Raw genomic sequence first — 15,803 nt, 5'->3', positions numbered from 1 at the left:
TCGCCTTTTTCATTAATTCCAGAACACAAATAGCTAATCAATAGCGGAACATTGGGTTGAACTTGAAAGTAAATAGGCTTTAAATCTGGCTCATATTGCTGGGCTACTAGCTTTTGAATCAATGAAGAATTACCTATTAGTTTCTCAGCTAATTCTGTTGGTTTTTCTAAACGAATACAGCCGTGGCTTAGCCAGCGACTATTTTTCTGGAAAAGCTTTTTGGCATTTGTATCGTGCAGATAGACTGTAAATGGATTATCAAAATCAAATTTTACAATTCCTAAAGAATTATCACATCCTGCCACTTGTCGTAATTTATAAGGAAAGTTTTTGGCATTAAAGCTCGACCAAGGAAGTGTTGTTTCATCAATTACATTCCATTTTTGATCAAGCACTTGTATGCTGTTGTTACTCAAGTAATTGATATCTTTTTGGATTTGGGGCAACATTTCTTTAATAGTAATACTCGACGGAACAAACCAATATGGGAAGAAGATACACTGTTTTATGGTACTCATCAAACTGGGAGTGGGCGTTTTGGGATTACCAACAATTACACGCATTGATAAGGTTTTAGTTTGTGCTTCAATCATGGAAAACTCAGCAGAAGGGATATTGACCCATAGATAAGTTGGGTATTGCCAAGCATTCAAGAAACGAATAGAATTGAGGTCGTACCGAAGTTGGTTTAGTAGTTGTGATTTCCCCGAGTTTAAGGCTTTAAGGGTGTTTATTCCCAATTTCCCATCAGGTTCAAGGTTGAATTTTTCTTGAAACTGTTTCAGCGCTTCTGTCAAAATGATCTCGCTATCATAAGTGCTCAGCGACTCTATACATTGCCAAAAAACTAATTTTTGTTGAAGACTCTTATTTTCGACTAAGGTTTTAGCCAATTGGGTTGGCATAAACAAGCTGTCGGGTGCATTCAGTACCCGCTCGTATGTTTCTAGTACCTTTTTATAGTGTCGATTTTTTACTTCGTATTTTTGAAGAAGTTTTGTAAAAGACTCATTTTTGATATTTTGATAAAGGACTTGTGGAATGTTTACAGACTGGTTTTGGTATTCAATTCCATTAAAAGCCAAGGTATTGGGTTTGGTTCCAGAAGTATAATCATTGAAATAAGTCAACATCGCATGAGTACACAACAACTCATACTCAAGCTGGTTGTTGGTTGATTGAAGAAGATAGTCGAAGTGATAATTTTGGGGGTTTAGTCCAAATTGTACAGCTTTACGAAGCTCTTCTATGAAGCTTTCTTGAAATGCTTTATTGTCGTACCAAACAGGTTGAAAATTGTTTAGTTGATAAAAAGCCTGTAATTCTGATGGTTTTGTAATATTGAGTTGCTTGGCAAAAACAGGGTCTTCGCACAATTGTTTTATTAGACTTTCTAGATTTGCTTGTGCAAAAGTATAAAAGGAAATTATTAGGAAAATAAAAGACAAATAGACCTTTTTCATAAATAAATAGCTTGTTGTGGAAGACTTATACAAAGGTCGCTTGGAAAGGAGAGTAGAAAACTGAGTAGTTTAGGTAGAAAAAATGATAAATATCATTTATCAAAAAAGCCATTCCTGAAGGAATGGCTTTTATACTATTAGCAGATGATACAGTGTTTATTTTGTCCCGTATTTTTCTGAATATTTTTTGTACAAACGTTTTTGTTTGTCATCCAAGTCGATTTTCTTTCCTTGAATAAATGCATGTTCCACTTTGGCCGAACGCATATCTAACAAGTCGCCTTGTGAAACTACCAAAGTTGCTTGTTTGCCAACTTCCAATGAGCCCACATATTTGTCGATACCCAAGATTTTAGCATTGTTGATTGTTACCAATTTCAAAGCATCGTCTTTTGACATACCGTGCCCAGCAACAGTACCAGCCAAGAAAGGCAAGTTGCGTGTACGCCAGTGCATACCAATATAGGCCAAACCAACAGTTACACCTTTTTGAGCCAACAATTGAGGCAATTTGTACGGCAAATCTGTGTCGTCATCTGCGCTATTTGGCAAACGGTGCGTTCCAGATACAATCACAGGAACGTTGTTGTCACGCAAGAAATCTGCTGCTAAAAGAGACTCCTCTCCACCGATAATTACGATGCTTTTTACCCCTTTTGATTTAGCAAACTGAACAGCTTCGATGATTTCTTTACCATAATCAGCCGAGATGTACAATTTTTTAGTTCCGTCAAAAAGGCCTTTCATTGCTTCCAATTTTACATTGATTGGATTAGGGTTTTTGATTTGAGCATAAGCGGTTGCATCATCAAACAATTGCGCAATTTCACGGATTTGTTCTTCTTTTTTATCATTTTTCTTGGTCGTTGCCGAGAATGTTTCAAAGTTAAATTCACGCTTGAAATAGCCAACCCAGTTAAGGTGGATACCATCATCTTTTTTGAGTACAGCATCTTCCCAGTTCCAGCCATCCAAATTCATGATAGAAGACATACCCGAGATAATTTCACCTACTGGCGTAACCTGAGTAATCAAAACGCCGTTACCACGAACCGTTGGAATTAATTCTGAGTCAGTGTTATAAGCAATCAAAGCACGAACATGAGGGTTGATGGCACCTACTTCTTGTTGGTCGACTGTAGCACGAACTGCTTCGATTTCTACCAAACCTAGTTGGTTGGCAGGAGCAATCAAGCCAGGGAAAACGTGTTTTCCTGTTACGTCGATGGTTTCTGTACCAGTTTTATCATAAGTTGTTCCTGCAGGACCAACTTTAGTAATAATTCCTTTGTCAAAAACAATCACCCCATTTTCGATAACAGGGCCTGCAGCGGTGTGAATAGTGGCACCCGTTAAAGCAATAGGCTTGGTTTGGGGAGCAGCAGCAGCTTGGTTTTGAGCAAAGCTAGTCTTCACACCCAAAAACAAAGCTAGTGTATATAATAATGCTGATTTTTTCATTTTGAAATAAAATTTTAAGTCATGAAAAATGTCTGAGCTTGACATTTTATCTTAAAATACCTACTGAATTTGAAACAAATAATGCTTTGATAACTTTGCAGAGTAGTAAAGGAGAGTGATTCATCATTCACAACTCACCATTCAACACTCTATTTGTCACAGTTGTCTTGTAACTGTAATGTACCAAATGCACGAGTTTCGCCTTCTTCTTCAGTTAAACCGCCCAAAGAGTTACAAACGAACAATCTTGGTCTGCGCATTTCTGGTTTTGCAGTAGGAGCGCCACTTGCTTTAGAATTCAACATTTTTTGAATCAAACGATTACGTTCAGCAGCGATATTTGCACGCAATTCTTTGTCTTTTTCGATGTCGAAATACACTGCACCTTCAATGATTGTTTTTTCAGGTTTTGCGTAAATAGATAGAGGGTTCTCGTTCCAAAGAACAACGTCAGCATCTTTACCAGCTTTGATACTTCCCAAACGATTGTCGAGGTGCATCATTTTTGCAGGGTTCAAGGTTACCAATTTCCAAGCTTCTTCTTCAGTAAGACCGCCATACATGACTGTTTTTGCAGCCTCTTGATTCAAACGACGAGCCATTTCAGCATCATCAGAGTTGATTGAGGTATTGATACCAACTTTTGTCATCAAGGCAGCATTGAAAGGAATGGCTTCTTTTACTTCCATTTTGTATGCCCACCAGTCAGCAAAAGTAGAACCACTTGCTCCGTGTGCCTTCATTTTGTCAGCTACTTTATAACCTTCCAAAATGTGAGTAAATGTATTTACTTTGAAACCCAATGAATCAGCTACTTTCAACAACATATTGATTTCGGACTGCACATAAGAGTGACAAGTAATAAAACGTTTTTTGTTCAAAATCTCAGATAGAGCATCCAATTCCAAATCACGGCGTGGAGGAGTCAACGTAGCTTTGTTGGCTGCTTTGTTATATTCAGCCCATGATTTATCGTATTCTTTTGCACGCAAGAAAGCGTCCATCATAATTTGCTCAACACCCATACGAGTTTGAGGGAAACGGATACGAGCACGGTCACCCCAGTTTGCTTGTTTTACGTTTTCACCCAAAGCAAACTTGATATATCCATCAGCATTTTGAATTTTCATTACTTCTGGAGCTTCACCCCATTTCAATTTCACGATTGCCGATTGCCCACCGATACAGTTAGCCGAGCCGTGGAGCAATTGTGATGAAGTTACACCACCCGCCAATTGACGATAGATATTTACATCTTCAGAGTTTACTACATCTTCCATACGAACTTCAGCCGTAACTGACTGAGAGCCTTCGTTTACCGAAAGCAAGGCAATATGAGAATGTTCGTCAAAAATACCGTTGGTTAAGTGTTTGCCTGTACCATCAACCACTTTTGCACCAGTTGCAGACAAGTTTTTACCCACCTGAGCAATTTTACCATCTTTCAATAATACGTCCGTATTTTTCAAAATACCATCCTTCTCGTTTGTCCAAACGGTAGCATTTTTAATCAATAGAGTCTCTGCTTTTGGTTTTGTTTCAGAACCGTATCCATTAAAAGGATACACGATTTTGCCAATAGTTGGAACAGGTTTTTTGGTAGTGTCAGCTTTTGCAACAGGCTCTTTGAAAGCTTCTTTGAAAATAGCATCAAATTTTACAGGAGCACCTGCTGCATCAAAACCATCGCCTTTGATGTTTTTGCCATCATAATAAGCACTAATACGAGTATCACCTTTATCTTTTTTCGCATCTAATTTGAAAGATAGAGTCAACAAATCGCCTGTTCTTGTCACTTTTGGAGAAACCTTAACTGAATCTGATACTTGGATTTGGAATTCTGGTTTATCTACTTTACCAGTTACATTCAATTTCAAACCTGATTTACCTGCCACGCTTAAATCATACGTAGCACGCATATCAGTTACGTTCATATTGTTTAAAACGTAGCGTTTTCCTTTTACCCAGTTTTCATAAATTACATTGTTTTCTTTAAAAAGATTATCAGATGTAATCAAGAAGTTGGCCAACAAACCAGGTTTGATACTACCTACCAGATTATCTACCTTGTGTAACTGAGCAGGAACAGAAGTTAGGGCTGCCAAGGCAACTTTTTCATCCAAGCCATATTCTACCGCTTTGCGCAAGTTTGCCCAGAAATCAGATTTGCTTCTTACGTTTGAAGTAGTAATTGCAAAAGAAACACCCGCTTTTGCCAAAATCGCAGGGTTGGCAGGAGCCATTTCCCAGTGCTTCATATCGGCCAAAGAAACAACGTTGGCATCGAATGGGTCTTCTACATCTGGCGTTGTAGGGAAGTTCAGTGGAATAATCAAGGAAACACCAGCGGCTTTTACTTCGTCAAGACGTTGGTATTCGTCACCACCACCTTTGATGATATAATTTACACCAAATTCCTTACCGATTTTATTGGCTCTCAAAATCCCCAATTTGTCAGATACCTCAAAAATTTGTGGTATCGATTGGCTGTTGTTAAACGCTTCTAAAGAGATATTATATTCAGTTTTGTTTTTACTTTTCTTGTACCAATCTGCATCCAAATAGGTTTGACGTAACAGTGCCACCGAACCCATAAGGGAGTTTGGATAATCCTGAGTCGAAGAGCCTTTCGACAAAGAATAATGCGCAGAAACATCACTTTTTAACAAAGCCTCTTGGTCACGACCGTCGATTAAGGCAACCAATGCCGAAGTACCGCGAACGATACCATCCTGTACGTGTGTGATGGTAGCTCCAAAGCCAGCCTTACGCATATCGTCGGCGGCAGAAGGATTACCCGTGTACATAGTCGAAGCATTTACCTCTGGTAGCACTGCTTGGTTCCAGTTGTAGGCACCTTGTTTTTTGGATTCGAACTGGGGGTCTCCTCTAAAGCTACGCCCTTCTCTTTTTAATTCAGGCATACCATAATTACTATACGGTTCGATTAAAGAAGGGTAGATACGTTTGCCTTTGAGGTCAATTACTTGGGTTCCAGCTGGAAGGGTAATATTTTTACCAACAGCTTCAATTACCGAACCCTTGATAACAAGCGTTGCGCCTTCAAGAACTGTGTTGGCATCGGAGACGATAGTTGCATTCACAAATGCATACGTGTTTGGACGCTCATCCTGTACTCCGTTTCGAGGAAACGTGGTAGTTTGAGCTCTTAGCACCGTCCCAAACATAATAATGTTGATGAACGTGTAAAAAATCTTTTTCATAAAAAGAAATTTAGATTTAAGGTAGTTTGTGTAAAGTGATATGGCAAATTGGGAGAATTTCCCAACGAAATATTACATCATGTAAAAATTGTAGGATAATCTCTAACTTCCAACAAGTTTAGACCAAATTTAGACCAAGTCAGGGATTCCATCGCTTAAATACAAAAGGGTTTTTTTTAGAGTAGGATAATAAAGCGTTTTTATAATATTTTTCTCGTAAACGTTTCCGTAAACGTTTACGGAAAAATATTCAATAAAACCCTTGAAAAGTGCTATTTTGTTTGTATATCTTTAGGAAAGAATCTCAGAAAACAACTCTTTTTTATGATGACTGCAAAAAGAATTACGGATGAAGTAGCTTTATGGAACGCTTTTCGTGGAGGGGATCACGAGGCTTTTACCTTAATTTATAGAAGCTATGTAAACCTTTTGTATAACTACAGTACAAGTATCACTCAAGACCGTGAGTTAATCAAAGACTGTTTGCACGATTTATTTGTAGAGCTTTGGAAAAATCACCAAAATTTAGGAGAAACTACTTCCATTCGTTATTACCTGATGGCGTCTATCAAAAGAAAGTTGGTGCGTCATTTGGAAACCCAGCAACGTCAGACTTTGCATCATGAAGGTTATTATGTCGAAAATCCAGATTTTGTAGGTTCGCATGAAAACCGTTTGGTGGCCTTTGAAGAAGAACAAAAATTCAATCATGTACTTAGTGAGTCTTTTCGTTTTTTGACAAAACGTCAAAGAGAAGCAATTTCTCTGAAATTCTTTCATGATATGGATACCGACCAGATTTCAAACAAAATGAATATCAATCCTCAGTCGGTCTATAATCTTATTTTTGGTGCCCTAAAAACGCTTAAACAACACATGGGTACCGAACAACTAGCTTTTGCATAGGGATTAGATTAAATACATAAAGATTACCGAAAACCTGTCACAAAAAAATTGTGCAGGTTTTTTTTATTTTTTTCAGTAGAAAATAATAACGGTCGTCTTATGTAGTTAAAATTCAAAAAATAAGTAGAATAATTATATATATTTTCCTGTCTACCTCAAGCGTATATTTTTCGAATAAAAACCTACAACCGTCTCTATTTACTCCTAGTTTAAGGCCTTTTTTTTTAATCAAATAATTGTAATTCATTTAGTTAAGATAAAATTTAAAAAACTATCCTTTTTTATCTGTAAAACTGAGTAGAAAACAAGAACTGCTGTCTTGTGTAGTTAAATTGCAAAAAATACTTTACAAAGTTCAATTTATGGCGCGCCTCGACAACATTCTAAAATATGAGCATTACAAAGCGGAAGATTTTATATCTGATACCTTTTTTTTAGAATGGGTAGCATCTCCAAATAACATTGAATGCTGTGTTTTTTGGAATCGTTTGATGGAAATTTATCCAGATAAATGCAAAGAAATCAATATGGCCAAAGAGATACTCCTCTTCGATATTCCTGGCTCAGGTCTTGACCCTTTCGAAGAAGAAAAACTTTGGCAGAAAATCAATAAATCTTTATTATCCTAATTATCCTAATCAATCAGTTTCATTTTAAAACCAATAGACTATGCAAAGTAAACCTTTACAATTGAAAAGAGGGCTATTTGGAATGTGTGCGTTGCTTACGTTGATGTTGTTAAGCTTCACAGGACTAGCCCAACAGGCAATTTCAGGGAAAGTGACTTCTTCGGAGGACGGGCAGGCCGTTCCTGGTGTAAGTGTTATGCTAAAAGGTACCAACAAAGGTACAACCACAGATGCAAACGGTTCTTACAAAATTAATTCATCGTCGGCTAAGGATGTTCTAGTATTTTCAGCCATTGGCTATACAAGCTCAGAGGTAGCCGTAGGTTCAAAAAATACCATTAATGTTGTATTGAGTGTTGAAAACCAAGCTCTTTCTGAGGTAGTAGTAGTTGGTTATGGTACTCAAAAGAAAAGCCAGCTGACTGGTGCTATTTCACAAGTATCGGCCAAACAAATTTCAGAAATGCCTATTACCAACTTAGGGCAGGCACTTCAAGGTAGAACAGCGGGTGTTGACGTTTCTCAATCAGGTTCTAAACCTGGTCAAACAGCAAAGATTTTGATTCGTGGTCGTCGTTCATTTAATGCAGGAAACGACCCTCTATATGTAGTGGATGGTATTCCTTTGTCGGCTGGTTATGAAGATTTTAACCCGAACGATGTACAGTCGATGGAGGTTTTGAAAGATGCAACAGCTACTGCGATTTATGGTGCCAGAGGTGCAAACGGTGTAGTTTTGATTACAACAAAAAGAGGTGCGGTAAAAGGAAAAACAACCGTTACTTACGATATGTACGTTGGTCAGTCTCAAGTATTAAACAAATTAAGACTGTTTAACGGAACTGAATTTGCTGAATATGTACGTGAAGCTTACAGATCTACTGGTATTTATAGAAATGCAGCAGGGGCTATAGTTCCAACAGGACAATCTGATCCTGTAGCAGATGGAAAAGTGGCAGTATTAGGTGGTGACCCTAACGTAGTGGAGGGCTTGGCTCAAGGAAGAAGTACAGATTATCAAGATTTGATTTTGAAAAATGGTTTTCAACAAAACCACTCAATCGGTATCCAAGGTGGCAATGATAGAACTCAATTCTATATTTCAGCAGGTTATTTCCTAGACAAAGGGGTTACAGAAGGATTAGATTATGCTCGTTACTCTTTGAGAGCCAACATTGACCATGAAATTAATAGATGGTTGAAGGTGGGTATTTCGTCATATATGATGTTTAGTGATCGTAACGGTGAAAACCTAAACCCATATAGCTTTACGCTTGGTCAAAATCCACTCGGAGCACCTTACAAAGCGGACGGCTCTATTAATTTTACTCCTACAAACGATGCTTTGTTGACCAACCCATTGGCCGAAATCGTACCAGGGGCGCAAGTTGACAACACGAAAAAATACCGTATTTTCAACAGTATTTACACAGAAGTAAAATTAATGGAAGGTTTGAAATACCGCGTAAACTTTGGACCAGACTTCACATTATCTCGTTGGGGTAGATTCATTGGTGCGCAAACAAACGCCAGAAAAGGTGGTGATGCTCAGGCAAGTACTCAAAGTAATTTTGGATTCAACTGGACTTTAGAAAACATTATTAACTATACAAAAACTATCCAAAAGCATAACTTTAATGTAACATTGCTACACTCAATCCAAAGAGATCGTTACGAAAACTATGCTGCAAACGTTCAAGGTGTTCCTGCTGAAACACAACAATTTTACAATTTAGGAAATGCTAGTTCAGTATTAGGTGTTGGTAGTAACTTGACTGAGTGGACAATCAACTCATTGATGGCTCGTATCAACTATGATTACAACGATAAATTCTTAGTAACCTTGACGATGCGTCGTGATGGCTCTAGCCGTTTTGGGGTAAATAGTAAATATGGTAATTTCCCAGGTGTTGCTGTTGGTTACAACATTAGTAATGAGCCATTCTTGAAAAGCGTACAGTGGTTAGATTTGTTGAAAGTTAGAGCAGGTTGGGGTTCGGTAGGTAACCAAGGGGTTGCACCATACCAAACTCAAGGGTTGTTAAGCCGTACTGCCTACGCTTGGGACAATACAGCTGCGTTTGGTTACAGACCAAGTACGATTGGTAACCCTGATTTGAGATGGGAATCTTCAGCAACTAAAAACGTGGGTATCGACTTTAGTTTCTTAAAAGGAAGAGTGCAAGGTTCATTAGAATTGTACCAAACCAATACAACAGATTTGTTATTGTCTGATCAGTTACCAGGCTCAATAGGCTTTAGTGCTGTAACCAAAAACGTTGGTGAAACACGTAACAGAGGTATCGAATTAGGTGTATCTACCGTAAACGTTGACACAAAAGGAGGTTTTAGATGGACTACTGATTTCCAGTTTACTAAAAACAGCGAAGCAATTGTTTCTTTGTACAATGGAGCAAAAGATGATATTGGTAACAAATGGTTTATTGGTCAGCCTTTGAATTCATTCTTCGATTACAAAAAAGTAGGTATTTGGCAAGTTAGCGAAGCAGAACAAGCTAAGAAATTCTATCCTGGAGACAACGCTAACGCCTTGGGAGCAGGTGTCGGTCAAATCAAAGTTCAAGACACTAATGGCGATGGTGTTATCAATGCCAACGACCGTGTTTTATTAGGCTCGGATGTACCTGATTTCTCGGCTGGTTTAACAAACAGATTTACTTACAAAAACTTTGACTTATCATTCTTCTTATTCGGTCGTTTTGGACAAATGATTGTGAGTGGTTTCCATCAAAACAACAATGCTTTGGCGGGTCGTTACCAACAAATCAAAGTTGATTACTGGACACCAAACAATCCAAATGCAGAATTCCCTCGTCCGTTTAGTAATCAAGAGTTCCCTCAGTACAACCAAACTTTGATTTACTTTGATGGTTCATTTATCAAGTTACGTAACATCAACTTTGGCTACTCATTCAACTCAACCGTCGCCAAAAAATTAGGCATGGAATCATTGAGAGTTTTCTCAAGTATCCAACAACCGTTCATCTGGTCTAGCTTTATTTCTAAGTACAATGGCGTAGACCCTGAAACTTCAGGTACATCTGTAAACAATGGTATCACACCAGCAACCAAAGTATTTACAGTAGGTATCAACGCTAAGTTCTAATAAATGACTTAGTTGAAATTTCTTAATGATAAACAGTCTAACGAAAAATGATTAATAAGATGAAGATTAACAATATATTAAAACATGCAAGAGTACTAGGGATAGCAGCATTGATGTTGACCGGTCAGTCTTGCTCTGATGTCTTGAACGAAACAGTTGTATCAGGTATCGGTAACGATTATATGAATACAACCAAAGGGTATGAAGATGCAGTAAATGCAGCTTATTCTTCTCTTCGTAACTATTATGCCACTCAGGCAGGTCTTACCATGACCGAATATGGTACCGATATTTACGCTACGGGTGCCGATGGCTCTTACAAGGGTTTTCATTTTTATGACACTCAGTTGAACCCAACAGTAGATTATTTGGCTACAATTTGGGATGAATTATATCGTGGTATCAATACCTGTAACGCGATTATCGAGCGTGCGCCTAAAGTAACTTTGGCAGATGCAACCAAAAAAATCAGAGTGGCAGAAGCAAAATTCTTGAGAGCCCACTATTATTTTATTTTGTTCCAGCAATACGGTGGAGTAGATTTGAGATTAACAGAAACATTGGCTCCTACCAAGCAAACCAAAAGAGCTACAAATGCAGAAATGTATGCAGCTATCATTAAGGATTTAACTGAAGCAATTGCCGATTTGCCAAATTCATCTACGCAATACGGTCGTGCTATCAAGCCAGCTGCCGAAATGTGTTTGGCCAAAGTATATCTTTCAAAAGCATATTCTACGGTAAAGGCTTCTGATGATTTCTCTAAGGCTGCCTCACTTTGTACAAACGTTATCAACAACTATGGGTACAAACTTTTGGATGATTTTGCGAGTGTTTTTGATGAAAATAATCAAAGAAACGCCGAAATCGTGTTTGCTGTGCAGTATACTTCAGACCCACTCACAAACCTTACAAACAATACGGGTGCTGTGAATGGTGGTAATAACCTCCACTTGTTTTTTGGTATGCAATATGACGTACAAGCAGGTATGCAAAGAGATGTTCTGAATGGTCGTCCTTTCAAACGCTTGCGCCCTACGACTTACTGTACAGATGTGGTGTTTGGAGAAAGAGTTAATGACTCTCGCTATAAGAAAACTTTCAAGGATACTTGGTATAGCAATAAGCCTGGTACTTATGTGACAGCTTTCGATGATTCGAAATCTTCGGTGACTTTCGTAGCTGGCGATACGGCTATTTTTATCCCAGGTTATGAAATGTCCAAAGCAGACCGTGCTAAAAAGAAATACCAAGTGTTGGTACCTAGTAAATACTCTGAGGCATTGTTTCCAACTTTAAGAAAATTCTTTGATACCAAACGTCCTGATATGACTTATGAAGCAGGTAGCAGAGATTTCTTCGTGTATCGTTTAGCCGATACGTATTTGATGTTGGCTGAAGCTCAAATTGGTTTGGGTAATAGTCAAGCCGCTGCCGATGCTATCAATATGGTTCGTCGTCGTGCAGCTTGGGCTGGAAAACAATCTGCTATGGAAATAACTGCTTCGCAAGCTACCTTCGATTTCATGGTGGAAGAAAGAGCCAGAGAATTGGCGGGTGAGCAAACTCGTTGGTTAGATTTAAAACGTTGGGGTATTTTGGTTGACCGTGTGAAAAAATACAATCCACAAGCGGCAAACAATATCAAAGACATCCACAATGTCCGTCCAATCCCACAAACACAGATTGACCGTACCGAAGGTGGAAATACAACTTTCCCACAAAATGCTGGGTACTAATCGTCAGTTGGTTGTTACATAATAAAGAAGATGAATGACTCTTAAGATTAGTTCATCTTCTTTTACCACTAAAAGCATAATTATATACTTGACCCTAATACCAAAACCAAGGGGCGTTCCGAGAGAGACGCCCCTCTTTTTGTTAATATATCCAACTCCAGCAGCCTAATCAATGCAGGATAGTCTCCATTTTTTGAAAATTTTGAGTAACTTTTGGATTTTAAAGGCTTTTATATCAAAATTTAAGACGAGATTGTGCAAACAATCCTATTCGACTAGAAAACCAGATTATGAAAAAAAGTATCATTATGACGGGGCTAATGCTGATGAGTGCAAGCATTTTTGCTCAACAAAAAACAGATAAAGTACAACTTGTAGTAAAGAAAAATGAAAGAAAGGTAGATGTACTTGTTGATGGACAGCCCTTTACTTCTTACTTCTATCCGAGTGATTCTATCCTGAAAAAACCTGTACTTTTCCCAATTCGTACCGCTCAAGGAACCATGATTACGCGTGGATATCCCTTTATTAAAAAAGCTGGTGAACGTGTAGATCACCCGCATCATGTGGGTATGTGGCTCAATTATGAATCTGTGAATGGTTTTGATTTTTGGAATAATTCAACGGCTATCAAGGATCGTTCAAAATATGGAACTATTCGTCATACTGGTATCGAAAAAGTGGCTGGTGGGCACGGAAAAGGCGAATTGCAGGTAACTGCCGATTGGATTGATACCGACGGAAAAGGTAAAACGCTTTTGAAAGAAGAAACAACCTATATTTTTACGGCCAAAGGAAATCAACGTATCATTGACCGTATTACGACCCTGACCGCTGTAGAACCTGTAACTTTTGCAGATGTAAAAGATGGTATGTTTGCTATTCGAGTGGCACGTGAATTAGAGCACCCTTCCGACAAACCTGATGTGTTTGTGGATGCAAATGGCATCGAAACAAAAGTAGATAAGCTTGATAATACGGGTATTTCGGGCAAATATCATGGTAGCAATGGTGTAATCGGCGAGGAAGTTTGGGCCACGCGTGGTAATTGGATGAACCTTTCGGGTAAAATAAAAGATGAGGATATTAATATCGCCATCATCGACCATCCTAAAAACTTGTCCTACCCAACTTATTGGCATGCAAGAGGATATGGTTTATTTGCCGCCAACCCACTCGGGGTAAGTGTTTTCTCGAAGGGCAAGGAGAGTTTAAATTATAAACTAGCCCCCAACCAGTCTGTAACATTCAAATACCGTACAGTGATTACTTCTGGTAAAGTTTCGGACAAAGAATATGAGGATTTGGCAAAGGATTTTGCTAATCAGTAAAAAATATATTCAAGAGGAAACGCTCGGCCCACAAAATGGCTGGGCGTTTTTTATTGGGAGAAATTGAATGCATTCTTTTCAAGCTTTTTCCTAATTTAGAGAAACCAATTTCTATAAAAACTCCAATTTTAACATGAAAAATCTCTTTCTAGGAATCTACTTAGGATTCTTATCACTCGGCTGTACTTCTCAAGCTCAAGAAGCTTCGCCTATTGTAGGCACTTGGCAATTAGTATCAGGCACAACCATCAAAGATAAGGACACAACCCTTACTGATTATACAAAAGGTCAGGAAATGATTAAAATTATTACCCCAACTCATTTTTCTTTTTTGCGACATGATTTGAATCATGGGAAAGACTCTACAGCAACCTACAGCGCTGGTGGGGGTAGAGTTAAAATCGAGGGTAATCAATACAAAGAGTATTTAGATTATTTCAATGTTCGGGAATGGGAAGGCGGCGAATTCGAATTTGACTTTCAGGTAAAAAATGATACTCTAATCATCCAAGGAATAGAAAAAGTGGAGAAGCTCGGTGTAAATCATATCAATATAGAAAAGTACATTAAAGTTAAATAAGCTTGAATAATTGCACAAAATGAGGTGTTGAAGGCACAAGGCGAGGAGTTCTAAATGTATTTTTAGTAATGATAGCTATGTTTTTACCGATTGCCCAACGCCGAAAGCCGTAAGCTCAAAAATTGAATTTTATTTTATACTGTCCTTATAGTCAATTACTTAATGCTGGATTGTGAGTTCTGAGTGAGTTGTGTACAAAGGATTCTAAAAGTGTCTATTTCGGATATCGGATGTGGAGTTTCGGAAGGGTCAGCTTTTATATTTTGTAAAAAATAAAGATATTTTACTTTGTCCCCAGAATCATAAATCCCAAATCCTCAATTGTTGGAAATCCTCCGTACAGCACTAGTTTTGAATTTTGAATATTTCCAATAGAACGGATTTAAACGCCAGCTTATCAACAAGCACACATGTTGCCTTGTGCTTACAGCATGACAACTTAATTCTAATTTTGCCCACTTAATTACTAAACTTAACAATTTTATGATCAAAAAACTGAAATGGCTCATATTGTCTTTATTATTGCTTGTAAACCCAAAGGTCATACAGGCACAAACCAAACTTTTTAATCACAAAAATTTTAAAGGATGGTATGCCTATGAACCTAAATCTGGTAAACATCAAAACGCTTCTGATTTGTTTAATGTCGAGAAGAAGATGATTCGTCTTTACGGCGACAAATTAGGATATGTCATGACAGAGCAGTCTTTTAAGAATTTTCAATTGACTGTTGTTTTCAAATGGAATAACGACTCGACAATTACCCGTAAAAGTAATAAACGCAATAGTGGAATTATGTATTTGGTTCCGACATCTACTAAAGATACCTTGTGGCCAAAAGGAATACAATATCAGGTAAAAGAAGGAGGAACGGGCGATTTTGTACTATTGCAGGAGGTATCCTTATTAGTAAAAGGCAAACAAACCGAACCAGGCAAAAGTGTTACTTCTCCCAGATTTTTGGACAGTGAAAACCCATCAGGTGAGTGGAATACCGCAGTTATTACAGTGAAAGATGGATTAATTAGACAAGAGTTAAACGGAAAATTAGTTAATGAAGGTCAACTAACGGAACCAACGGAAGGTAAAATTCTCCTCCAATATGAAGGCTATCCAATAGACTTTTCAAGGGTTGAGATAAAAGTATTCAAATAGCGTTTTGGGTTAAAATTTTAGTAACATAATCTTTAATCAGTACTTTCGCTTAGATAGGCTATTCTTTTCTTCTAAAGAGATATCAATTTGAAGTATCAGGTAAAAGATGAGTCATCCCTAATTTAGCGAATGAGTAATTATGTTAAAATTTAGATTCTACCAGTAGAGACGCAATGCTTGCGTCTCAA

General features: G+C 38.0%; 10 protein-coding genes. 7 read left to right on the top strand and 3 right to left on the bottom strand.

What is annotated here, in order from left to right; all coding sequences use genetic code 11:
• The 3 genes from ACOVQ4_RS13765 to ACOVQ4_RS13755 all read right to left on the bottom strand — a co-directional run.
• A partial coding sequence (locus ACOVQ4_RS13765; RefSeq protein WP_421821206.1) for a L,D-transpeptidase family protein occupies positions 1 to 1,463 on the bottom strand: 1,463 nt, incomplete at its 3' end.
• Positions 1,464 to 1,619: 156 nt separating this feature from the next.
• Positions 1,620 to 2,924: an amidohydrolase family protein gene (locus ACOVQ4_RS13760; protein WP_421821205.1), complete on the bottom strand. Its 1,305-nt coding sequence runs from the start codon at positions 2,922 to 2,924 to the stop codon at positions 1,620 to 1,622.
• A 149-nt stretch (positions 2,925 to 3,073) separates the two neighbouring features.
• Positions 3,074 to 6,148 (bottom strand): amidohydrolase family protein, encoded by a 3,075-nt coding sequence (locus ACOVQ4_RS13755; RefSeq protein ID WP_421821204.1) that lies wholly within the window; start codon positions 6,146 to 6,148, stop codon positions 3,074 to 3,076.
• A 324-nt stretch (positions 6,149 to 6,472) separates the two neighbouring features.
• Between ACOVQ4_RS13755 and ACOVQ4_RS13750 the strand changes: the two genes are divergently transcribed.
• The 7 genes from ACOVQ4_RS13750 (at position 6,473) to ACOVQ4_RS13720 (ending at position 15,615) form a co-directional block, all read left to right on the top strand.
• Positions 6,473 to 7,054 (top strand): RNA polymerase sigma factor, encoded by a 582-nt coding sequence (locus ACOVQ4_RS13750; protein ID WP_421821203.1) that lies wholly within the window; start codon positions 6,473 to 6,475, stop codon positions 7,052 to 7,054.
• A gap of 362 nt (positions 7,055 to 7,416) precedes the next feature.
• Entirely contained in the window at positions 7,417 to 7,683 is a 267-nt protein-coding gene (locus ACOVQ4_RS13745) for a hypothetical protein (RefSeq protein WP_421821202.1), read from the top strand.
• Positions 7,684 to 7,765: 82 nt separating this feature from the next.
• A complete protein-coding gene (locus ACOVQ4_RS13740; protein WP_421821207.1) occupies positions 7,766 to 10,810 on the top strand; it encodes a SusC/RagA family TonB-linked outer membrane protein in 3,045 nt (1,014 codons plus the stop codon).
• A 59-nt stretch (positions 10,811 to 10,869) separates the two neighbouring features.
• A complete protein-coding gene (locus ACOVQ4_RS13735) occupies positions 10,870 to 12,549 on the top strand; it encodes a RagB/SusD family nutrient uptake outer membrane protein (protein ID WP_421821201.1) in 1,680 nt (559 codons plus the stop codon).
• 290 nt (positions 12,550 to 12,839) lie between these two features.
• On the top strand, positions 12,840 to 13,880 hold the full coding sequence (locus tag ACOVQ4_RS13730; protein ID WP_421821200.1) for a PmoA family protein: 1,041 nt from the start codon (positions 12,840 to 12,842) through the stop codon (positions 13,878 to 13,880).
• Positions 13,881 to 14,013: 133 nt separating this feature from the next.
• Complete coding sequence (locus ACOVQ4_RS13725) at positions 14,014 to 14,460, top strand: hypothetical protein (RefSeq protein ID WP_421821199.1); 447 nt, start codon at positions 14,014 to 14,016, stop codon at positions 14,458 to 14,460.
• Between the two features lie 483 nt (positions 14,461 to 14,943).
• Entirely contained in the window at positions 14,944 to 15,615 is a 672-nt protein-coding gene (locus ACOVQ4_RS13720) for a 3-keto-disaccharide hydrolase (RefSeq protein ID WP_421821198.1), read from the top strand.
• Positions 15,616 to 15,803: the final 188 nt, after the last annotated feature.

Origin of the sequence: Flectobacillus sp., assembly GCF_049240685.1 — a bacterium.
Lineage (GTDB): Bacteria > Bacteroidota > Bacteroidia > Cytophagales > Spirosomataceae > Flectobacillus.
The sequence above is the reverse complement of the archived record's forward strand: the minus strand, read 5'-3'. Positions and strand labels throughout refer to the sequence as shown.

Bases quoted from the DNA above. Each gene is read 5' to 3' on its own strand.
- ACOVQ4_RS13745 (WP_421821202.1), top strand. From the start codon at position 7,417: ATGGCGCGCCTCGACAACATTCTAAAATATGAGCATTACAAAGCGGAA.
- ACOVQ4_RS13730 (WP_421821200.1), top strand. From the start codon at position 12,840: ATGAAAAAAAGTATCATTATGACGGGGCTAATGCTGATGAGTGCAAGC.
- ACOVQ4_RS13760 (WP_421821205.1), bottom strand. From the start codon at position 2,924: ATGAAAAAATCAGCATTATTATATACACTAGCTTTGTTTTTGGGTGTG.
- ACOVQ4_RS13735 (WP_421821201.1), top strand. From the start codon at position 10,870: ATGAAGATTAACAATATATTAAAACATGCAAGAGTACTAGGGATAGCA.
- ACOVQ4_RS13740 (WP_421821207.1), top strand. From the start codon at position 7,766: ATGTGTGCGTTGCTTACGTTGATGTTGTTAAGCTTCACAGGACTAGCC.
- ACOVQ4_RS13750 (WP_421821203.1), top strand. From the start codon at position 6,473: ATGATGACTGCAAAAAGAATTACGGATGAAGTAGCTTTATGGAACGCT.
- ACOVQ4_RS13720 (WP_421821198.1), top strand. From the start codon at position 14,944: ATGATCAAAAAACTGAAATGGCTCATATTGTCTTTATTATTGCTTGTA.
- ACOVQ4_RS13755 (WP_421821204.1), bottom strand. From the start codon at position 6,148: ATGAAAAAGATTTTTTACACGTTCATCAACATTATTATGTTTGGGACG.
- ACOVQ4_RS13725 (WP_421821199.1), top strand. From the start codon at position 14,014: ATGAAAAATCTCTTTCTAGGAATCTACTTAGGATTCTTATCACTCGGC.